This window comes from Enterobacter sp. V89_11, assembly GCF_029967775.1.
Taxonomy (GTDB): Bacteria; Pseudomonadota; Gammaproteobacteria; order Enterobacterales; family Enterobacteriaceae; genus Enterobacter; species Enterobacter ludwigii.
The window spans coordinates 25,972-47,496 of sequence record NZ_JASCAN010000013.1 but is presented as its reverse complement, the minus strand read 5'-3'; the positions used below and the strand labels follow the sequence as shown (position 1 = coordinate 47,496).

The 21,525-nt window shown below is 55.0% G+C and carries 18 protein-coding genes; 7 read left to right on the top strand and 11 right to left on the bottom strand.

Going from position 1 to position 21,525, the window contains the following annotated elements:
* Positions 1 to 497: 497 nt before the first annotated feature.
* The gene (locus QLG09_RS11685) at positions 498 to 1,439 is read left to right on the top strand and encodes a TIGR01212 family radical SAM protein (RefSeq protein WP_139252549.1); all 942 of its coding nucleotides are present in this window, start codon (positions 498 to 500) and stop codon (positions 1,437 to 1,439) included.
* On the opposite strand, the gene QLG09_RS11680 is transcribed toward QLG09_RS11685, so the two are convergent.
* Positions 1,419 to 2,921, bottom strand: coding sequence for a helicase HerA-like C-terminal domain-containing protein (locus QLG09_RS11680; protein WP_049021913.1), 1,503 nt, complete (start codon positions 2,919 to 2,921; stop codon positions 1,419 to 1,421). The two genes, QLG09_RS11685 and QLG09_RS11680, sit on opposite strands and share 21 nt — an antisense overlap.
* A gap of 137 nt (positions 2,922 to 3,058) precedes the next feature.
* Between QLG09_RS11680 and QLG09_RS11675 the strand changes: the two genes are divergently transcribed.
* The gene (locus QLG09_RS11675; protein WP_032680191.1) at positions 3,059 to 4,705 is read left to right on the top strand and encodes a glycerone kinase; all 1,647 of its coding nucleotides are present in this window, start codon (positions 3,059 to 3,061) and stop codon (positions 4,703 to 4,705) included.
* 91 nt (positions 4,706 to 4,796) lie between these two features.
* Here QLG09_RS11675 and QLG09_RS11670 read toward each other — a convergent pair whose 3' ends face one another.
* From QLG09_RS11670 to pepA, 5 genes are all read right to left on the bottom strand, one after another.
* The gene (locus QLG09_RS11670) at positions 4,797 to 5,816 is read right to left on the bottom strand and encodes an NAD(P)-dependent alcohol dehydrogenase (protein ID WP_020883520.1); all 1,020 of its coding nucleotides are present in this window, start codon (positions 5,814 to 5,816) and stop codon (positions 4,797 to 4,799) included.
* Between the two features lie 83 nt (positions 5,817 to 5,899).
* Complete coding sequence (locus tag QLG09_RS11665; protein ID WP_020883521.1) at positions 5,900 to 6,403, bottom strand: GNAT family N-acetyltransferase; 504 nt, start codon at positions 6,401 to 6,403, stop codon at positions 5,900 to 5,902.
* Between the two features lie 123 nt (positions 6,404 to 6,526).
* On the bottom strand, positions 6,527 to 9,382 hold the full coding sequence (locus tag QLG09_RS11660) for a valine--tRNA ligase (protein WP_020883522.1): 2,856 nt from the start codon (positions 9,380 to 9,382) through the stop codon (positions 6,527 to 6,529).
* Positions 9,382 to 9,825, bottom strand: a complete 444-nt coding sequence (gene holC / locus QLG09_RS11655) for a DNA polymerase III subunit chi (protein ID WP_008502815.1) — start codon at positions 9,823 to 9,825, stop codon at positions 9,382 to 9,384. The genes QLG09_RS11660 and holC overlap by 1 nt, the downstream gene beginning before the upstream one ends.
* A gap of 111 nt (positions 9,826 to 9,936) precedes the next feature.
* Positions 9,937 to 11,448 carry a leucyl aminopeptidase gene (gene pepA, locus QLG09_RS11650; protein ID WP_014171826.1) on the bottom strand — a complete coding sequence of 504 codons (1,512 nt, stop codon included), beginning with the start codon at positions 11,446 to 11,448 and terminating at the stop codon, positions 9,937 to 9,939.
* 266 nt (positions 11,449 to 11,714) lie between these two features.
* Between pepA and lptF the strand changes: the two genes are divergently transcribed.
* From lptF to mtgA, 5 genes are all read left to right on the top strand, one after another.
* Positions 11,715 to 12,815, top strand: coding sequence for an LPS export ABC transporter permease LptF (gene lptF / locus QLG09_RS11645; RefSeq protein WP_014171825.1), 1,101 nt, complete (start codon positions 11,715 to 11,717; stop codon positions 12,813 to 12,815).
* Positions 12,815 to 13,897 (top strand): LPS export ABC transporter permease LptG, encoded by a 1,083-nt coding sequence (lptG, locus tag QLG09_RS11640; RefSeq protein ID WP_014171824.1) that lies wholly within the window; start codon positions 12,815 to 12,817, stop codon positions 13,895 to 13,897. Before lptF ends, lptG begins: the two co-directional genes overlap by 1 nt.
* A gap of 135 nt (positions 13,898 to 14,032) precedes the next feature.
* The gene (gene arcB / locus QLG09_RS11635; RefSeq protein ID WP_032679053.1) at positions 14,033 to 16,366 is read left to right on the top strand and encodes an aerobic respiration two-component sensor histidine kinase ArcB; all 2,334 of its coding nucleotides are present in this window, start codon (positions 14,033 to 14,035) and stop codon (positions 16,364 to 16,366) included.
* A 231-nt stretch (positions 16,367 to 16,597) separates the two neighbouring features.
* Positions 16,598 to 17,251 carry an isoprenoid biosynthesis glyoxalase ElbB gene (elbB, locus tag QLG09_RS11630; protein ID WP_032670144.1) on the top strand — a complete coding sequence of 218 codons (654 nt, stop codon included), beginning with the start codon at positions 16,598 to 16,600 and terminating at the stop codon, positions 17,249 to 17,251.
* Positions 17,248 to 17,973 carry a monofunctional biosynthetic peptidoglycan transglycosylase gene (mtgA, locus tag QLG09_RS11625; protein WP_014171821.1) on the top strand — a complete coding sequence of 242 codons (726 nt, stop codon included), beginning with the start codon at positions 17,248 to 17,250 and terminating at the stop codon, positions 17,971 to 17,973. The genes elbB and mtgA overlap by 4 nt, the downstream gene beginning before the upstream one ends.
* Positions 17,974 to 18,011: 38 nt before the next feature.
* Here the strand turns inward: mtgA and npr are convergent, their stop codons facing one another.
* The 5 genes from npr to rpoN form a co-directional block, all read right to left on the bottom strand.
* Positions 18,012 to 18,284 (bottom strand): PTS phosphocarrier protein NPr, encoded by a 273-nt coding sequence (gene npr / locus QLG09_RS11620; protein WP_003861872.1) that lies wholly within the window; start codon positions 18,282 to 18,284, stop codon positions 18,012 to 18,014.
* Positions 18,281 to 19,135, bottom strand: a complete 855-nt coding sequence (rapZ, locus tag QLG09_RS11615) for an RNase adapter RapZ (protein ID WP_014171820.1) — start codon at positions 19,133 to 19,135, stop codon at positions 18,281 to 18,283. The genes npr and rapZ overlap by 4 nt, the downstream gene beginning before the upstream one ends.
* A 45-nt stretch (positions 19,136 to 19,180) precedes the next feature.
* Positions 19,181 to 19,672, bottom strand: a complete 492-nt coding sequence (ptsN, locus tag QLG09_RS11610; protein ID WP_014171819.1) for a PTS IIA-like nitrogen regulatory protein PtsN — start codon at positions 19,670 to 19,672, stop codon at positions 19,181 to 19,183.
* Between the two features lie 82 nt (positions 19,673 to 19,754).
* The gene (gene hpf / locus QLG09_RS11605) at positions 19,755 to 20,042 is read right to left on the bottom strand and encodes a ribosome hibernation promoting factor (RefSeq protein WP_014171818.1); all 288 of its coding nucleotides are present in this window, start codon (positions 20,040 to 20,042) and stop codon (positions 19,755 to 19,757) included.
* Between the two features lie 22 nt (positions 20,043 to 20,064).
* Entirely contained in the window at positions 20,065 to 21,498 is a 1,434-nt protein-coding gene (gene rpoN, locus QLG09_RS11600) for an RNA polymerase factor sigma-54 (protein WP_014171817.1), read from the bottom strand.
* Positions 21,499 to 21,525 lie beyond the last annotated feature (27 nt).

Here is a 21,525-nt window from a genome sequence, read left to right as displayed (position 1 = left end):
ATGATGAGCAGGCTGCTCATCCAGAAAGCTTCCAGCGGATTTCCAACTTATCGGGAATTGGTACACAGGTCAAATGGCAATCTTATTTATACAAAAATGTGCTAAAGAGCTATTAACTATTTGTATATAAAAGAAATTCAACTCTATTTACAACGTTTGTAAGCTGTGGTGAGACGCAGCGGAGTGTGATCTGACTCACTATATGAAAGCGGTATTATCGATGTAGCGTGCTGAATAGCCGTTTTTTAGCAGAATAATTCTCTACGATGAAATGCAAACCCGCATAAAGTCACTGTTTTTCAGTGCTGACGCTATAAGTGAAAAAAACAATCAGAACATAAGGAAAAGTAATCACAACTGGCGTGAATGAAATTGCAGTAATCCTGAGTATTTATTCATAGAGATAAAGGCCGTCCAGGGCGATTGATCCAGGTCATCGCCGACAGAGGCTAAAAATGGCAGGCTTGTCCCCTTTCTTTGGGACGGTCTATCAGATTATGCAGTTACAGAAATTAGTCAACATGTTTGGTGGGGATCTTTTGCAGCGTTATGGGCAAAAGGTTCACAAGCTGACGCTGCATGGCGGTTTTAGCTGCCCGAACCGTGACGGGACGATCGGGCGCGGGGGCTGTACTTTCTGTAATGTGGCGTCTTTTGCTGACGAAGCGCAGCAGCATCGTTCTATCGTCGAACAGCTGTCCCATCAGGCGAGTCTGGTCAACCGTGCGAAACAGTATCTGGCCTATTTCCAGGCCTACACCAGCACATGGGCGGAAGTACAGGTCTTGCGTTCCATGTATCAGCAGGCGGTAAGTCAGGCCAGTATCGTAGGGCTGTGTGTGGGCACCCGCCCGGACTGCGTGCCGGAAGCGGTACTGGACCTTCTCAGCGAGTACAAGGAGCAGGGGTATGAGATCTGGCTGGAGCTGGGCCTGCAAAGTGCGCACGACAAAACTCTGCACCGCATCAACCGTGGACATGATTTTGCCTGTTACCAGCGCACCACACGTCTCGCGCGTGAGCGTGGGCTAAAGGTGTGCTCACACCTGATTGTCGGCCTGCCAGGCGAAGGGCAGCAGCACGGTCTTGAGACACTGGAAAAGGTGGTCGAGACCGGTGTGGACGGAATTAAGCTGCATCCACTGCACATCGTAAAGGGCAGTATCATGGCCAAAGCCTGGGAAGCCGGGCGCTTAACCGGTATTGAGCTTGATGCGTATACGATGACGGCGGGGGAGATGATTCGGCACACCCCGCCGGAGATTGTCTACCACCGCATCTCCGCCAGCGCCCGCCGTCCAACGCTTCTTGCACCGCTCTGGTGTGAGAACCGCTGGACGGGGATGGTGGAAATCGACCGTTATCTGCAAGAGCACGGCGTACAGGGGTCGGCGCTTGGTCGCCCCTGGGTTCCCCGCTTACCGGCGACGACCGCCTAACAGGCTCCCCAGCATGCCGCGTACAATCTGATTCGTGACCTGACGCGCTGCACTTTTCGCCATGGTCTGCACGACGCCATCGCGTTTGCCGCCGCGTGGTCCGGTTGTACCAAACAGGATATCCTTAAGCCCGCCCAGGATGCCGTCGTCCACGGCAACAGACTGGCCTTTGGCGGCAGGCGCGTCCTGGGATTCGGTGGTGGCCTGTACCCCTTTTTGCAGCATCTCGAATGCCGACTCGCGATCCACGTCGTCCTCATACTTACCATACAGCGGGGAGCGGTTAATCAGGCCGTTGCGTTCATCGTCCGTCACGGGTCCCATCCGGGAGCAAGGGGCAATCACCATTGCGCGCTCCACAACGGACGGGCTGCCTTTTGCATCCAGGAAAGAGATAAGCGCTTCACCGGTGCCCAACGCCTGGATGGCCGCTTCGGTATCAAATGCCGGGTTCGCTCGCATGGTTTGTGCGGCGGCTTTAACGGCCTTCTGATCTTTCGGCGTAAAGGCGCGCAGGGCATGCTGTACGCGGTTGCCAAGCTGTCCCAGCACGTTGTCAGGAATATCGGACGGGTTTTGCGAAACAAACCAGACGCCGACGCCTTTAGAGCGGATCAGGCGGATCACCTGTTCAATCTTATCCAGAAGAACCTGTGGCGCATCGTTAAACAGCAGGTGCGCTTCGTCGAAGAAGAAGACCAGCTTGGGTTTGTCGAGATCGCCGGCTTCAGGTAACTGCTCGTACAGTTCAGAGAGCATCCACAGCAGGCTGGCGGCGTAGAGCTTCGGCATCTGGTAAAGCTTCTCTGAGCTCAGAATATTGATGATGCCTTTCCCGTTGCTGTCGGTGCGCATCCAGTCCTTGATATCCAGCATCGGCTCGCCAAAGAAATGTTCGGCACCCTGTTGCTCCAGGGTCAGTAACCCGCGCTGGATGGCCCCGACGGAGGCGCTGCTGATATTACCGTACTGGTTCTGGAACGATTTGGCGTTATTACCGATGTACTGGGTAATGGCCCGCAGATCTTTGAAATCAAGCAGCAGCAGACCCTGGTCGTCGGCAATACGGAAGATGATGTTCAGCACACCGGACTGCACGTCGTTGAGGTTGAGCAGACGAGCCAGCAGCAGTGGACCGAGATCAGAGACGGTTGCACGTACCGGGTGACCTTTCTCACCAAAGATATCCCATAACACGACCGGATTGTTGTGCGGTGTCCAGTCCGTGATGCCGATATTTTTGAGTCGGTCGAGCAGTTTTTCGGACGGAGTGCCTTCCTGAGCCACACCGGTTAAATCGCCTTTTACATCGGCCATAAAGACCGGTACGCCAATCTCTGAAAGCGACTCTGCCAGCTTCTGCAGGGTCACGGTTTTCCCCGTCCCGGTGGCCCCGGTGATGAGACCGTGGCGGTTGGCCATCGCGGGCAGTAAAAACAGCTCTTTGTCCAGCGTGCGGGCAATTAACAATGGTGTACTCATAATGCGCTTCCTCTCTTAGTCCTCGGTCGAGTATAGGCAACCTGACGGCAAAATGGCTGAGTAAATTGCTGACTTTGCGGCGCATTATCCAGCGCGGACTATGCTTTTGCATACGGTTCACAAAATTTTGGAAAACTATGTCCAGATTCTTCTTTAACGATCGCAAACAGCTGGTCAACGACGCCATCGAAGGCATACTGATTTCGGCACCACACGCTAATCTCGTCAAACTTGATATCGACCCGGCCATTCGGGTGGTGGCGCGCAGCGACTGGGATAAAAGCCGGGTGGCGGTTATTTCAGGCGGTGGCTCTGGTCACGAACCTGCACACGCCGGGTTTGTCGGCAAAGGGATGCTCACGGCAGCGGTGTGCGGGGATCTTTTTGCTTCGCCGAGCGTTGATGCGGTGCTGAACGCCATTGTGGCGGTAACGGGCGATCGGGGTTGTCTGCTGATCGTGAAAAATTACACCGGCGACCGGCTTAATTTCGGCCTGGCGGCAGAAAAAGCCAAGCGCTATGGCCTGAAGGTCGAGATGGTCATTGTCGCCGATGATATTGCCCTGCCGGATAACAAACAGCCGCGCGGTATCGCCGGTACGGCACTGGTTCATAAAATCGCGGGCTATGCGGCAGAGCACGGCAAATCACTGACCGAGGTGCGCGATATCGCGCAACAGGCTTGCGATAATCTCTGGAGCCTGGGCGTGGCAATGCAAACCTGTAACCTGCCGGGCAGTGATGATGAAGAGGGGCGGATCAAGCAGGGGCACGTGGAGCTGGGGCTTGGGATCCACGGGGAGCCTGGTGCCTCGGTTGTCGATACGCAAAACAGCAAAGCCATCATCGACACGCTGGTCGAGCCGCTCAAAGCGCAGGCCGGTAACGGGCGTTTTGCGGTGCTTATCAATAACCTCGGCGGCGTGTCGGCGCTGGAGATGGCGTTGCTCACCAAAGAGCTCGCCCACTCGGCGCTGAAAGAGAATATCGCTTATCTGATTGGTCCGGCACCGCTGGTGAGTGCCCTGGATATGAAAGGCTTTTCGCTGACGTTGCTGAAGCTTAACGATCTGTTCGAAAAAGCTCTCCATGAAGAGGTGGAGACGTTGGGCTGGCAGAAGCCGGTGGCGTTTGCGCCGCTGCGCGTGCAGGAACATAGCGCGATCCATGACCGCGTGGAATATACCGCCTCGGACAATCCACGGGTCGCAGAGATCGTCTCCACGGTCACGCAGACGCTGATCCAGCTGGAAAACCGCCTCAATGCGCTGGATGCCAAAGTGGGTGATGGCGATACGGGCTCTACCTTTGCGCAAGGGGCGCGGGATATTGCGCAGCGTCTGGAGAAGAAACAGCTTCCGCTAAATGATGTGTCGACGCTGTTGCTGCTGGTTGGCGAGCGGCTGGCAACGGTTATGGGGGGCTCAAGCGGTGTGCTGATGTCGATCTTCTTTACCGCTGCCGGGCAGACGCTGCACGATGGTCAGCCGTTGCCGGAAGCGCTCTTAAGCGGGCTGGCGCAGATGAAGCAGTATGGTGGGGCAGATCTTGGCGATCGCACCTTGATCGATGCCCTGCAACCGGCGCTGGAGGCATTGCAGAAAGGCGACCTTCAGGCTGCTGCGCAGGCTGCGAACGCGGGCGCTGAGGCGACAGCGAATATGGTGAAAGCGGGTGCCGGACGTTCGTCGTATGTCAACAAAGAGAACCTGGAGGGGGTGACCGACCCGGGGGCCGTGGCGGTGGCAGAGGTGTTCAAGGCAATGACCGCAGCAAAACGGTAACACCCGTTAGCGTTTTGAGTATTACACCCTCTCCCGATGGGAGAGGGTGGAGATGCGTGCAATCAGGCCGCACGCACCCCGCGCGTTCACATCAAAAATCCGCTTTCAACACCACGCGATAACGGGCTTTACCGTCACGCACATGCTGGATAGCTTCGTTGATTTTAGACATCGGATACAGTTCGGTGGTGGGCGCCACTTTAGTGCGTCCGGCAAACTTCATCAGTTTGCGCAATTCGAACGGCGTACCGGTTGCTGAACCGGAGACGCTGCGATCCCCCCCGATCAGCGTAAACGCAGGCACCGGCAGCGGCTTCATCACCGCACCGACGGTGTGGAAGTTACCGCCGTGGGCCAGCGCTTCAAAGTACGGTTGCCAGTCGAGATCGACGTTAACGGTATTGATGATCAGATCAAACTGACCTGCCAGCGACTTGAGCGCTTGCGGATCGCGGCTGTTGACTACCTTATCCGCCCCCATCGCCAGCACTTCTTTCTCTTTGGCCGGGTTCGAGCTAAACGCCGTGACTTCACAGCCCATCGCGTGCAGCAGTTTAATTGCGATATGGCCCAGACCACCAATCCCGATGACACCCACACGGCTGGTGGCGGTGACATGATGCATCAGCAGCGGTTTGAATACGGTGATACCGCCGCACAGCAGCGGACCGGCAGATTCGATATCAATGCTGTCCGGCAGGGGAATAACCCATTGCCAGTCGGCACGCAGTTTATCGGCGAAACCGCCTTTGTTCAGAATGGTAGGGACTGCGCCTTCGAGGCAGTTGATTTGGTTACCGCTGATACAGGCATCGCAGTGACCACAGCTGCGCGCCGTCCAGCCAATACCCACGCGCTGGCCGACCTTCAGCCCTTTGTCCTGTGCGGCGCTACCGAGCGCCACAACGCGGCCAATGACTTCGTGGCCAGCAATCAGTGGATACTGTGAGAAGCCCCATTCATTGTCGATCATGGAGAGATCGGAGTGGCAGATCCCGCAGTAATCAACCTGCACTTCGACGTCTTCTGCTTTTAGGTCGCCCGCATCGTATTCGTACAGCTCAAGTTCTGCACCCGCCTGCGGTGCGGCGTAGCTTTTTATCTTCGACATCGTGTTTCCCCCGTTATGGTGTGAACTGAGAGTGTAGAGCATTCAGTTTACAGTCGCTTAACAGAAGAGGGCAGGAATGCCCTTTACAGAGTTTTCAGCATCCTGACTTCGCAATCGACGTGGCCGGTACAGCCCAGCGGCGCATCAATATGCGTAAAGCCCAGATGTTCATACAGGCCAATGGCCTCTTTGAGGAAGGCGGTTGTTTCCAGGTAACAGCGTTTAAAACCCTGAGTACGCGCATGTTCAAGGGCGATAAGCGCCAGCTTTTTCGCCAGCCCTTGCCCGCGTACTGATGGCAGGAAATACATTTTTTGCAGTTCGCAGATATCCGGCTCGCTGCAGCTTAAAGGCGCCACGCCACCGCCGCCCACCACCTGGCCGTTCTGCTCAATAACCCAATAGGCGTAGCCCGGCTGGCTGTACAGCTGAAACAGCTCATCCAGATTCGGGTCGGCAACGGTATAGCCTTTGTCGGCGGTCAGGCCATACTCAGCGGAAACCGTTCGGATAACGGCGGCAATAGCCGGGTTGTCCTGCTCAGTGATCCGACGCATCGTCGTCGCGACGGGGGTAATCACGCTCATAGTCTTACTCATTACAAAAATTGACACACAACTGCTGTTAATAGCACTGCAGTAAAGGGAGCGCAAGCGAGGAGTTTTCAGGAAGGATACCCCTTACGCCCTGAAGCGTAAGGGGTAAAAGCATTACAGGGCTGCAATAACCGCCTGCTGCTCGATCAGTTTGGTCTTAGCATCGGCGAAGGCAACCAGACGCTCACGCTCTTTCGCGATAACCGCTTCCGGCGCGCGGGCAACAAAGCCTTCATTCGCCAGTTTGCTTTCGATTTTGCCAATTTCCACATCGACCTTAGCCACTTCTTTTGCCAGACGAGCCAACTCAGCGTCTTTGTCGATAAGACCTGCCATCGGGATCAGCAGTTCGGCGCCGTCGATGATTTTGGTCACGGATACCGGACCTTTGTCATCCGCAGGCAGCACGGTGATGCTTTCCAGACGCGCCATGGTTTTCAGGAAGGTGTTGTTCTCGGTGACACGGCGAACAGCAGCCTCACTGCAACCGCGCAGCAGCAGCTCCAGAGGTTTACCCGGGGCGATGTTCATTTCGGCACGGATATTACGTACCGCCACGATCGCCTGTTTCAGCCATTCGGTATCGGCTGACGCCGCTTCATCGACCTTCGCTGCATCGAATTCCGGGAACGGCTGCAGCATGATGGTGTCGGCGTTGATGCCGGCAATCACTTTCACACGCTGCCAGATGGTTTCGGTGATGAATGGAATAATCGGGTGCGCCAGACGCAGCAGACCTTCCAGAACGGTAATCAGCGTGTTGCGCGTACCGCGCAGTTCCGCTTCAGAACCGCCGTTCATTACCGGTTTTGCCAGCTCAAGGTACCAGTCACAGAACTGGTTCCAGGTGAATTCATACAGAATGCCCGCCGCGATATCGAAGCGGTAGCTGTCCAGCGCTTCGCGGAAGGCTTTCACCGTCTGGTTGAACTCTGCCAGGATCCAGCGATCGGCCAGAGACAGGGTCATCTCGCCGCCGTTGAAGCCGCAATCCTGATCTTCGGTGTTCATCAGCACGAAGCGGCTGGCGTTCCACAGCTTGTTACAGAAGTTACGGTAACCTTCCAGGCGCTTCATGTCCCAGTTGATGTCACGACCGGTTGAAGCCAGTGCCGCCAGAGTGAAACGCAGGGCGTCAGTACCGTGAGGTTCGATCCCATTCGGGAACTGTTTCTCAGTACGCTTGCGGATCTTCTCTGCCAGCTGCGGTTGCATCATGTTGCCGGTACGTTTTTCCAGCAGCTCTTCGAGGGAGATACCGTCAACCATGTCCAGCGGGTCGATAACGTTACCCTTGGACTTGGACATCTTCTGGCCTTCGTCGTCACGAATCAGACCGGTCATGTAGACGGTATGGAACGGAACCTGTGGCTTGCCGTTTTCATCTTTGATGAAGTGCATGGTCATCATGATCATGCGGGCGATCCAGAAGAAGATGATGTCGAAGCCGGACACCATCACGCTGGTTGGGTGGAACTGACGCAGCGCGTCGGTGTTCTCCGGCCAGCCCAGCGTGGAGAAGGTCCACAGTGCGGAGGAGAACCAGGTGTCCAGTACGTCTTCGTCCTGACGCAGGGCAACATCGGCACTCAGGTTGTTCTCCTGACGAACTTCATCTTCGCTGCGGCCAACATAGACGTTGCCTTCGCTGTCGTACCAGGCCGGGATACGGTGGCCCCACCACAGCTGACGGGAGATACACCAGTCCTGAATATCACGCATCCAGGAGAAGTACATGTTTTCATACTGCTTCGGCACGAACTGGATGTCGCCGTTCTCAACCGCTTCAACAGCCGGTTTCGCCAGCACGTCGGCGCGCACATACCACTGGTCGGTCAGCATTGGCTCGATAACAACACCCCCACGGTCACCGTACGGCACGGTCAGATCGTGAGGTTTGATCTCTTCCAGCAGGCCGAGTGCATCCACTGCAGCGACAATCGCTTTACGCGCGGCAAAACGTTCCATTTTCTGGAATTCAGCCGGAATGTCGCTGGAGTAAACGTCGGATTCGTTACCTTTGGTGTCATACACTTCCGCGCTTTCACGGATATCACCGTCGAACGTCAGAATGTTGATCATTGGCAGGGCGTGACGACGACCCACTTCGTAGTCGTTGAAGTCGTGTGCCGGGGTGATTTTCACACAGCCGGTGCCTTTTTCCATGTCGGCGTGTTCATCGCCCACAACGGGAATGCGGCGGTTAACCAGCGGCAGCACCACGAATTTACCAATCAGATCTTTATAACGCGGATCTTCCGGGTTAACGGCCACGCCGGTATCGCCCAGCAGGGTTTCCGGACGGGTGGTCGCTACCACCAGATAATCTTTACCGTCTGCCGTTTTAGCGCCGTCGGCCAGCGGATAGCGGATATGCCACATGGAGCCTTTAGACTCACGGTTTTCCACTTCCAGGTCGGAGATAGCGGTGCGCAGTTTAGGGTCCCAGTTTACCAGGCGCTTGCCACGGTAAATCAGGTCTTCTTTGTACAGACGGACAAACACTTCTTTAACGGCGTTGGAAAGGCCTTCGTCCATGGTGAAGCGCTCGCGCTCCCAGTCCACGGAGTTGCCAAGACGGCGCATCTGACGGGTGATGGTACCGCCGGATTCTGCTTTCCACTGCCAGATTTTATCGATGAACGCGTCGCGACCGTAGTCGTGGCGGGTTTTACCTTCTTCAGCGGCAATTTTACGCTCAACCACCATCTGGGTCGCGATACCCGCGTGGTCAGTCCCCGCCTGCCACAGGGTGTTTTTGCCCTGCATGCGCTGGTAGCGGATCATGGTATCCATGATGGTCTGCTGGAAGGCATGACCCATATGCAAACTGCCGGTGACGTTCGGCGGTGGGATCATGATGCAGAAGGACTCTTTGCTTTCATCGCCGTTAGGCTTGAAATAGCCCTGCTGTTCCCAGTGCTCGTAAAGCGGCTGTTCGATATCGCGTGGGTTATATGTCTTTTCCATTATTTCCAGGTTGCCGTATTCAGGTTAAAACCAGCCAGGCGGTACGCTTTATAGCGTTCGCGCGCCAGTTGTTTCAAAGATTCTTCGTAAGGGACAAAGTCTACCACTTCTGTGAAAGCGGTGGCAAAATCTGCAAAATCTATCCGCAGGCTAATCAGAATATCGCGCGCGCTGCTGTTGCGCTTTTGCGGCCAGGCAATCTCTACCGGTGCGCCGCCACGAGGGCCTTCGCCAGACAGATTATGCGGAACAAAACTCTCCGGCGGGCGTGCCCAGAGTGCTTCGTCAAGGCGGATGGCCTGCTGCTCATCTTCGCAGGCAATCAGAACGCGTTTACCTGCACGCCAACGTTCTGCGGCAATTTCACACACCAGCTGTTCAACTGCGCTGAGGCCGTCCTGATGGGTGTCGTTGTCCAGAAGGTAGAACGTTGCATTCTTCATATATGGGGCTTCTTGTTGTGGATTTAAATGCAAGGCCGGGCTGACCCGGCCTACAAACGGCATCTTTCCGTAGGCCCGGTAAGCGTAGCGCTACCGGGCATCTGACGGCAATTACTCTTCGCCGTTAAAACCCGCACGATTGAGCAGGAACTGCGACAGTAACGCGACCGGACGACCGGTTGCGCCTTTGGCCTTACCGGAACGCCAGGCGGTACCTGCGATATCCAGATGCGCCCAGTTGTACTTACGGGTAAAGCGCGCCAGGAAGCAGCCCGCAGTAATTGCCCCGCCAGGACGACCGCCGATGTTCGCCATATCGGCGAAATTAGACTCCAGCTGTTCCTGGTACTCGTCACCCAGTGGCAGACGCCATGCGCGGTCGCCGGCCTGTTCGGACGCGCCAATCAGCTCGTGCGCCAGAGGATTGTGGTTCGACATCAGCCCGGTGATGTGATGGCCCAGCGCAATCACACAGGCACCGGTCAGCGTGGCCACGTCAATGACCGCTTCAGGCTCGAAGCGCTCAACGTAGGTCAGCACGTCGCACAGCACCAGACGGCCCTCGGCGTCGGTGTTCAGCACTTCAACGGTCTGGCCGGACATGGTCGTCAGAACGTCACCCGGACGGTACGCACGACCGCCTGGCATGTTTTCACAGCCCGCCAGCACGCCAATGACGTTTATCGGCAGCTGAAGTTCCGCCACCATACGCATCACGCCATACACTGCTGCTGCACCACACATGTCGTACTTCATCTCGTCCATGCCTTCGGCAGGCTTGATGGAGATACCGCCGGAATCGAAGGTCAGACCCTTACCAACCAGCACAATCGGACGCGCATCTTCAGACGGGTTACCTTTGTACTCGATAACCGACATCAGCGACTCATTCTGGGAGCCGTTGCCGACTGCCAGATAGGAGTGCATTCCCAGCTCTTTCATCTGCTGTTCGCCGATGACGCGGGTGATGACATTCTTACTGTAGGCGTCAGCCAGCTGACGTGCCTGAGAGGCCAGATACGCTGCGTTACAGATGTTAGGCGGCATATTGCCCAGATCTTTTGCGGCTTTAATCCCGGCAGCAATTGCCAGACCGTGCTGGATAGCGCGTTCACCGCTGGTCAGCTCGCGACGGGTCGGTACGTTAAAGACCATCTTACGCAGCGGACGACGTGGCTCGCTTTTGTTGGTTTTCAGCTGGTCGAAGCTGTACAGGCTCTCTTTTGCCGTTTCGACCGCCTGACGCACTTTCCAGTAGGTGTTACGGCCTTTGACGTGCAGCTCGGTCAGGAAGCAAACGGCTTCCATTGAGCCGGTATCATTCAGCGTATTAATCGTTTTCTGAATAACCTGCTTATACTGACGTTCATCCAGCTCGCGCTCTTTACCGCAGCCAATCAGCAGAATACGTTCAGACAGTACGTTTGGAACATGGTGCAGTAACAGCGTCTGCCCAGGTTTGCCTTCCAGTTCGCCACGGCGCAGCAGGGCGCTGATGTAGCCATCACTGATCTTATCGAGTTGCTCGGCGATCGGGGAGAGTCGGCGTGGTTCAAAGACGCCCACAACGATGCAGGCACTCCGCTGTTTCTCCGGGCTACCGCTTTTTACACTGAACTCCATGCACTACGCTCCTGAATCTTAAAGACAACAGCGGCTGCTACAGATAGAATTGAAACCTTTCGTAACTCATGTCCGCTGTTGTGGTGACTTCGTGTTAATCTTACGTTACTACGGTTTCGACACGTCAGAAAAAGTCCTGAAGCGTGAATCCGCCGGATGTTTTAATCTTAGCGATGATTTCGACGACTCAAGAGAATAAATGACGTTTAAGCCATGAAACAAGCGATTTTCCAGCAAAGAGACGGGTTTTTACGGGCGTATTTAAAGTGATAATCATAAGATATCTGGTGCGGGAGACGCTCAAAAGCCAGCTGGCGATCCTCTTCATCCTGCTGCTGATTTTTTTCTGTCAGAAGCTGGTCAGGATCCTCGGTGCGGCCGTTGACGGCGAAATTCCTACGAATCTGGTGCTTTCCCTGCTTGGTTTAGGGATCCCGGAAATGGCGCAGCTTATCCTGCCGCTAAGTCTTTTCCTCGGTCTGCTCATGACGCTCGGCAAGCTTTATACCGAGAGTGAAATCACCGTGATGCACGCCTGCGGCTTGAGTAAAGCCGTACTGGTGAAAGCCGCTATGGTTCTGGCGCTTTTCACAGGTATTGTTGCGGCGGTGAATGTGATGTGGGCGGGCCCAACGTCTTCCCGTCACCAGGATGAAGTGCTGGCAGAAGCCAAAGCAAACCCGGGTATGGCCGCACTGGCGCAGGGCCAGTTCCAGCAGGCGACGGACGGGAATTCTGTTCTCTTTATCGAAAGCGTGGATGGTAGCCGCTTTAACGATGTGTTCCTTGCGCAGCTCCGCACCAAAGGGAATGCCCGTCCTTCCGTCGTGGTGGCCGATTCGGGTCAACTGTCACAGCGTAAAGATGGCTCTCAGGTAGTGACGCTGAATAAAGGCACGCGCTTCGAAGGCACTGCGATGCTGCGCGATTTCCGCATCACCGATTTCCAGAACTACCAGGCCATTATTGGTCACCAGACCGTGGCGCTCGATCCAAGTGATACCGAGCAAATGGATATGCGTACCCTGTTCAATACGGACAACAACCGTGCGCGTGCCGAACTGCACTGGCGTATCACGCTAGTATTCGCCGTATTTATGATGGCTCTGATGGTCGTTCCGCTGAGTGTGGTTAACCCACGTCAGGGACGCGTGCTGTCAATGTTGCCAGCCATGCTGCTGTACCTGGTGTTCTTCCTGTTGCAGACCTCAATTAAGTCTAACGGTGGTAAGGGTAAAATTGACCCGTTCGTCTGGACCTGGGTGGTCAATGGTCTGTATCTGCTGCTGGCGGTGGGACTCAACCTGTGGGATACGGTGCCTGTGCGCCGCATTCGTGCCCGCTTCTCGCGTAAAGGAGCCCTCTAATGCAGGCGTTTGGCGTTCTTGACCGCTATATCGGTAAAACTATTTTTTCCACCATCATGATGACGTTGTTCATGCTGGTGTCGCTCTCCGGCATTATCAAATTTGTCGATCAGTTGAAAAAAGCCGGGCAGGGGAGCTATGACGCGCTGGGTGCGGGCATGTATACCCTGCTCAGCGTGCCAAAAGATGTGCAGATCTTCTTCCCGATGGCAGCCCTGCTGGGTGCGCTGTTGGGCTTAGGGATGCTGGCACAGCGCAGTGAACTGGTTGTTATGCAGGCTTCGGGCTTCACCCGTATGCAGGTTGCGCTGTCGGTGATGAAAACCGCGATCCCGCTGGTGCTGTTGACCATGGCAATTGGCGAGTGGGTGGCACCGCAGGGTGAGCAGATGGCGCGTAACTATCGTGCGCAGGCGATGTACGGTGGCTCATTGCTCTCAACGCAGCAAGGGTTGTGGGCAAAAGATGGTGACAGCTTCGTCTATATCGAACGTGTGAAGGGCGATGACGAACTGGGGGGCGTGAGTATTTACACCTTCAATAACGATCGTCGTTTGCTCTCCGTGCGTCACGCCTCTTCGGCCAAGTTTGACGCCGAGCATAAGCAATGGCGGTTGTCGCAGGTGGATGAGTCAGACCTGACCGATCCAAAACAGATCTCCGGCTCTCAGACGGTGTCGGGCATGTGGAAAACCAAACTCACGCCCGACAAACTCGGCGTGGTGGCGCTGGATCCTGACGCTCTCTCCATCAGTGGTTTGCACAACTACGTGAAATACCTGAAGTCGAGCGGACAGGACGCCGGACGTTATCAGCTCAACATGTGGAGCAAAATCTTCCAGCCGTTGTCCGTGGCGGTGATGATGCTGATGGCACTGTCGTTTATCTTTGGCCCGTTGCGTAGCGTGCCGATGGGCGTGCGCGTGGTGACCGGGATCAGCTTCGGCTTTGTATTCTACGTTCTCGATCAGATCTTCGGCCCGCTGACGCTGGTTTATGGCATTCCGCCTGTTATCGGCGCGCTGCTGCCGAGCGCCAGCTTCTTCCTGATCAGCCTCTGGCTGATGCTGAAACGCTCCTGACAGACCTCTCCTCGCTTCCGGCGAACCGGAAGCGAGGCTAATCTCCTGTTTCACCCCGCACTTTTTCTCACAACCTTCAACGCCCCGCCGCGAATTTGAGTATTATTGAGCGATAAAGTCGTGAAGGGATCCTCTATGAAGCAAATTCGAATGCTGGCCCAGTACTACGTCGATCTGATGATGAAGCTTGGGCTGGTGCGTTTCTCCATGCTGCTGGCACTGGCGCTGGTCGTTCTGGCCATTGTCGTACAGATGGCCGTAACCATGGTTCTGCACGGTCAGGTCGAGAGTATCGACGTGATCCGCTCCATCTTCTTTGGCTTGCTGATTACACCCTGGGCGGTCTATTTCCTATCTGTGGTAGTTGAACAACTGGAGGAGTCCCGTCAGCGCCTGTCAAAACTGGTCGATAAACTGGAAGAGATGCGCGATCGCGATCTGAAGCTCAACGTTCAGCTAAAGGATAATATCGCCCAACTGAACCAGGAGATTTCGGATCGTGAGAAGGCGGAGGCTGAACGCCAGGCGACGCTGGAGCAGCTGAAAATCGAAATGAAAGAGCGCGAGGTGACGCAGATCCAGCTTGAGCAGCAATCCTCTTTCCTGCGCTCGTTCCTTGATGCATCACCGGATCTGGTTTTCTACCGTAATGAAGATAAAGAGTTTTCCGGCTGTAACCGGGCGATGGAACTGCTGACCGGGAAGAGTGAGAAGCAGCTGATTCACCTGAAGCCGCAGGACGTATACTCCGAAGAGGCGGCCGCCAAAGTGATGGAGACGGACGAAAAAGTGTTCCGTCATAACGTTTCGCTGACCTATGAACAGTGGCTGGATTACCCCGACGGGCGCAAAGCCTGCTTTGAGATCCGTAAGGTGCCGTACTACGACCGCGTGGGGAAACGCCACGGTCTGATGGGGTTTGGCCGCGATATCACCGAGCGTAAGCGCTATCAGGATGCCCTTGAACGTGCCAGCCGCGATAAAACCACCTTCATCTCCACCATCAGCCATGAACTGCGTACGCCACTTAACGGAATTGTCGGCCTGAGCCGCATTCTGCTGGACACCGATCTCACCGCAGAACAGGAAAAATACCTTAAAACCATCCATGTCTCAGCGGTCACGCTGGGGAATATCTTCAACGATATTATCGATATGGATAAGATGGAACGCCGCAAAGTGCAGCTTGATAACCAGCCGGTTGATTTCACCGGTTTCCTTGCCGATCTGGAAAACCTGTCGGGTTTGCAGGCGCAACAGAAGGGGCTGAGCTTTGTCATGGATCCCACGCTGCCGCTGCCGCACAAGGTGGTTACCGACGGCACGCGTCTGCGCCAGATCCTGTGGAACCTTATCAGCAATGCGGTCAAATTTACCCAGAAAGGGCAGGTCTCGGTACGTATTCGCTATGACCAGGGCGACATGCTGCACTTTGAGGTGGAAGACTCCGGCATTGGGATTCCGCAGGAAGAGCAGGACAAAATCTTTGCGATGTACTATCAGGTGAAGGACAGCAACGGCGGCAAGCCCGCTACCGGCACGGGAATTGGTCTGGCGGTGTCTAAACGTCTTGCGAAGAGCATGGGCGGTGATATTACCGTCGCCAGCCATCCGGGCAAAGGCTCAACCTTCACGCTGACGGTGCACGCGCCGGCGGTGGCGGAAGAGGTGGAAGATACCTTCGAAAACGACGATATGCCGCTGCCCGCGCTGCATGTCCTGCTGGTGGAAGATATTGAGCTTAACGTGATTGTCGCACGCTCTGTCCTGGAAAAACTGGGCAACAGTGTGGATGTGGCGATGACCGGTAAAGCCGCGCTGGAGATGTTTAAGCCGGGTGAATATGATCTCGTTCTGCTGGATATTCAGTTGCCGGACATGACCGGGCTGGATATTTCCCGTGAACTGACGAGCCAGTACGCTGCCGACGAACTGCCGCCGCTGGTGGCGTTGACGGCGAACGTGCTGAAAGATAAAAAAGAGTACCTCGATGCCGGTATGGATGATGTACTTAGCAAGCCGCTGGCGGTGCCTGCCCTGACCGCCATGATCAAGAAGTTCTGGGATACCCATGATGAAGAGGAGAACACCATGACGTCTGTGGATAGTGCGAAAGCCCAAACGATACTCGATACCGCGATGCTGGAGCAGTACATCGATCTGGTTGGTCCAAAACTGATTACCGACGGTCTGGCGGTATTTGAAAAAATGATGCCGGGCTATCTGAGCGTGCTGGAGTCAAATCTGACAGCGCGGGATCAGAAAGGCATTGTGGAAGAAGGGCATAAAATCAAAGGTGCGGCCGGCTCGGTCGGCTTACGTCACCTGCAGCAGCTGGGACAACAGATTCAGTCACCTGATCTACCTGCCTGGGAAGATAACGTAGGTGATTGGGTTGAAGAGATGAAACAAGAGTGGCAGAACGATGTGGCGGTGCTTAAAGCCTGGGTGGACGCCAGAAAAAAATGACCCCGGCTTAACCGGGGTGCGCTAATACTGCGCCAACACCAGGGAAATTGTGGCTGCGCCTGTTTTTTTGTGTTGTTTTCGTATGGACGCCGCCTGAAAATTTAGGCCGTACGCAAATAAGATAGCAAATCTTAAATGGTTTGTTACAGGAATCAGTGAAATGTGTGAAGCATAGCGTTTTAATCAAAATTAATTATGTGCTTCAGCGAGTTGCAGAGAAGGATCGTCATGATGAAAAAGATTGGTGTCGTACTGAGCGGATGTGGCGTTTACGATGGTTCTGAGATACACGAAGCCGTCATCACATTGCTGGCCCTGGCAAGAGAGGGGGCTGAAGTCATTTGCTTCGCGCCAGACAAAAATCAGGCTGATGTCATTAATCATCTGACCGGGGAGCCGATGGCGGAAACCCGTAACGTCCTGATTGAAGCCGCGCGTATTGCGCGTGGCGAAATTCATCCTCTGATTCAGGCGGACGCGGCAGAGCTTGATGCGTTAATTGTGCCGGGCGGGTTTGGGGCGGCTAAAAACCTCAGCACGTTTGCCACGCAAGGCGCCGGGTGTCAGGTTGATCCGCATTTAAAAGCGTTATCACAGGCCATGCATGCGGCGGGTAAACCGCAGGGCTTTATCTGTATCGCTCCGGCCATGCTTCCGACAATTTTTGATTTCCCGCTGCGCCTGACCATCGGGACCGATATTGATACAGCGGAAATCATCGAGGAGATGGGAGGCGAGCACATCCCTTGTCCGGTGGATGACATTGTGGTGGATGAAGACAATAAAATCGTCACCACACCTGCGTATATGCTGGCGCAGACTATCGCGGAAGCCGCTTCAGGCATTGAAAAGCTGGTGGCCAGAGTGCTGGTGCTGACTGAATGAGGCGTCAATTCGCCGCAGGCGCCTGGGTAAAACGTATTCTTTGGCGTGCCGTGCTGGTGCTGGCGGTGTTCTGGGGCGGCGGACTGGCATTATTCAGCATTCTGCCGGTTCCGTTTTCTGCCGTGATGGTTGAGCGTCAGCTGAGCGCGTGGTTCACCGGTGACTTCAGCTATGTTGCCCACTCTGACTGGGTGAGCACAGATGAAATCTCCCCGTGGATGGGGCTGGCGGTGATAGCGGCGGAGGATCAGAAATTCCCGGAGCACTGGGGGTTTGACGTGGCGGCAATCGAGAAAGCGCTCGCCCATAATGAACGCCATGAAAACCGCGTGCGCGGCGCATCGACGCTGTCACAACAGACGGCCAAAAACCTGTTTTTGTGGGATGGCCGCAGCTGGGTGCGAAAAGGGCTGGAAGCCGGATTGACCCTGGGGATGGAAACGGTCTGGAGCAAGAAACGTATTCTGACGGTCTATCTGAACATTGCCGAGTTTGGTGATGGCGTGTTTGGTGTCGAAGCCGCGTCGCAGCGATATTTCAATAAACCTGCCAGCCGGCTGAGCCTTTCTGAAGCTGCGCTGTTGGCCGCGGTCTTGCCTAACCCAATTCGCTTTAAAGCCGATGCACCCTCAGGCTATGTGCGAAACCGACAGGCGTGGATCATGCGCCAGATGCGGCAGCTGGGAGGGGAAGGGTTTATGGCGAGAAATAAATTGATGTAAGGCGGGTAAGCGTAGCGCTACCCGCCATGAAAGAGGTGTTAGTCTTCGTCAAACCCGGCGTTAAACAGCGCAATCACCGCCGCCAGCGCTTCCTCTTCCTGTGGACCGGTAGCTTCTACTTCAATCTGGCGGCCTTTGGCGGAGTCCAGCATCAGCAGCGCAATCACGCTGTTCGCTTCCGCCTCGGTACCTTCATCGTTACGCAGCAGAACTTCTGCATCGAAACCCTGCATCAGCTCAAACAGTTTCATCGCCGGACGTGCATGCATGCCCAGCTTATTGGTGATCTCAACGGTTTGTTTTACGGTCATGTTTTACGTTTTTCCAGCGTGCGATGACGGGACTGAACGTTCTTCCCGCGTGAGCGGAAATAGTCGGCCAGCTGTTCGGCGATATAGACCGAACGATGTTTACCGCCGGTACAGCCAATCGCCACGGTCAGGTAGCTACGATTGTTTGTCTCCAGCATAGGTAACCATAGCTCAAGGTAGCTTCGCGTCTGGTAGATAAAATTGTGAACTTCTGTGTGTCTGTCGAGGAAGGCCGCGACGGGCTTATCGAGACCGGTCATTGGACGCAGCTTCGGATCCCAGTGCGGGTTCGGCAGGAAGCGCACGTCGAAAACATAATCCGCATCGATAGGAATACCGTGCTTAAAGCCAAATGACTCGAACACCATCGTCAGTTCACGCTCGCGTTTGCCCAGTAAACGGGTACGCAGCATTTCCGCCAGCTCATGCACGGACATTTCGGATGTATCGACAATCAGGTCAGCACGGGAACGCAGCGGTTCCAGCAGATCGCTCTCTTCGTCGATAGCACTTTCCAGTGAGAGGTTCTTGCTGGAAAGCGGGTGCAAACGACGGGTATCGCTGTAGCGACGGATCAGAGTATTGCGGTCTGCATCGAGGAACAGCAGCTGAGGCGAGAATGAATCAGGCAGGTTGCTCATTGCCTGTTCAAAAATTTCTGGCGATTCAGGCATGTTACGAACGTCGATACTGACGGCGGCAGAGATTTGCCTCTCCGCAAGTGTGCGTGCCAGGTCTGGCAACAGCACGACCGGCAGGTTATCTACGCAGTAAAACCCCATGTCTTCCAGCGCGCGCAGGGCCACGGATTTCCCGGACCCTGAACGGCCACTGACAATCATCAGCACCATGTTCCGTTTCTCCTCAGGACAACAGATGTGAAGGCCATCTCCTGGTTATGCATCATCCTGATTGCCTTCTGCTTCAGTGATAATTTGATATAGCTCTTCATCACTTTGGGCTGCGCGCAGTCGACGGCAAATGGTTTTATCGGCCAGGCGTTTTGCGACCAGCGAAAGCGTATGCAAATGGGTTTTCGTCTGGTCGGCAGGCACCAGCAGCGCGAAGAGGAGATCGACGGGCTGATTATCGATGGCATCGAAGGCGATAGGCGTCTCCAGCTGCACAAACACACCGACGGCACGCAGGGTGTCCTCTTCCAGTTTGCCGTGCGGGATCGCGATGCCGTTGCCGATGCCGGTACTGCCCATTTTTTCACGGGTCAGGATCGCTTCGAACACGACCTGCGGCGGCAGGCCCAGCTGTTTTGCGGCCAGTTCACTGATGATCTCCAGCGCACGTTTTTTGCTCTGGCAGTGAACAGCACTGCGCGTACATTCCTGGTTAAGGACATTGCTCAGTTGAAGAGCGGAATCGTTGTTCATCATAATTTCACCTAAGCGCTAACTGTACAAACGGCCTGTTGTGTTTCACAACAGGCCTTCCTGCACCCGTTAACTGCCCGGACAATTAGTGTTGTTTCAGTTTGTCTTTATGTTTATTGAGCTGTCGTGCAAGCTTATCAATCAAGCCGTCGATAGCAGCGTACATGTCTTGCCCTTCCGCACTGGCATGGAGCTCACCCCCGTTGACATGCAGGGTCGCATCCGAGATATGAGTCACTTTCTCCACTTTCAATACAACATAGACCTGGTTGATCCTTTCGAAATACTGCTCGAGTTTCGCGAATTTAGCATTCACAAAATCACGTAAAGCCTCAGTAATCTCGACGTTATGTCCTGTGATATTGAGCTGCATAGTGTCTTCCTTATCGGTTGTGTCAGACCAGCTGTTTACGCTGGTTAGACGGCGGAATGGATAAAGACTCTCGATACTTCGCAACAGTTCGGCGTGCCACCATAATACCCTGGTCGGACAGTATGGTGGTTAACTTACTGTCGCTCAGTGGCTTCGCGGGGTTCTCTGCGGCGATCAACTTCTTCACCAGGGCGCGAATGGCCGTTGACGACGCTTCACCGCCGCCCTCGGTATTCACATGGCTGGAGAAGAAATACTTAAGCTCAAAAATACCGCGTGGACTGTGCAGATACTTCTGCGTGGTCACGCGGGAAATGGTTGATTCATGCATCTCGACGGCCTGGGCGATATCCGCCAGCACCATCGGTTTCATATACTCTTCGCCCTGCTCAAAGAACGCCTGCTGCTGTTCGACAATACAGCGGCTTACGCGGAGCAGCGTATCATTTCGGCTCTCCAGACTTTTGATCAACCATCGCGCTTCCTGCAAATTGCTACGAATGTATTGATTATCGGAGTCGTTACGCACGCTGGTGCACATGGAGGCATACTGCTGGTTGATTTGCAGGCGAGGAATGCTGTCTGAGTTCAGTTCAACGACCCAGCGGTCATTGTGTTTTCTGACCAGCACATCCGGGATGACGTACTCGGGTTCGCTGGTCTGAATGGACTGACCGGGGCGCGGATCGAGGGACTGAATCAGATTGACCGCCTCTTTCAGCACCTCTTCTTTCAGGCGCGTGACGCGCATCAGGCTGCGGAAATCGTGATTGGCCAGAAGATCCAGATGGTCGCTGATGATCAAGCGGGCTTCATCAAGCCATGGCGTCTCTTTACTGAACTGAGAAAGTTGGATAAGCAGGCAGTCGCGCAGATCTTTTGCGGCCACCCCAACCGGATCGAAACGCTGAATGCGCTTCAAAACGGCTTCTATCTCCTCGAGTTCAATCTCTTCGTCACCCATGCTTTCCAGAATTTCGTCCAGCGTGACGGTCAGATAACCGGTGTCATCCACGGCATCGACAATGGATGTCGCTATCGCGCGGTCGGTATCGGAGAAGGGGGTAAGTTCCACCTGCCACATCAGGTAATCCTGCAGTGACTGGGTAGTTTCACCCTGATAAACCGGTAGCTCATCGTCCTGGTAGTCTGCACGCGTACCGGAAGGGGTTCCGGCGGTGTAGATTTCATCCCAGCTGGCATCCAGCGGAAGCTCGTCCGGCATCTCTTTTTGTTCGAGCGCATCGGCGGTGTCGAGTGCTTCAGTATCCTGCGACTGCTGGGTATCTACCTCTTCATGAAGATCGGCTTGCTCCAGCAACGGATTGCTATCCAGCGCTTGCTGGAGCTCCTGCTGGAGTTCTAAGGTGGACAGTTGCAACAGGCGAATCGCCTGCTGTAGCTGCGGCGTCATCGCCAGTTGTTGGCTGAGCCGTAATTGCAAACCTTGCTTCATGTTCAGAGCATTTTTCTCCGGTTCGGC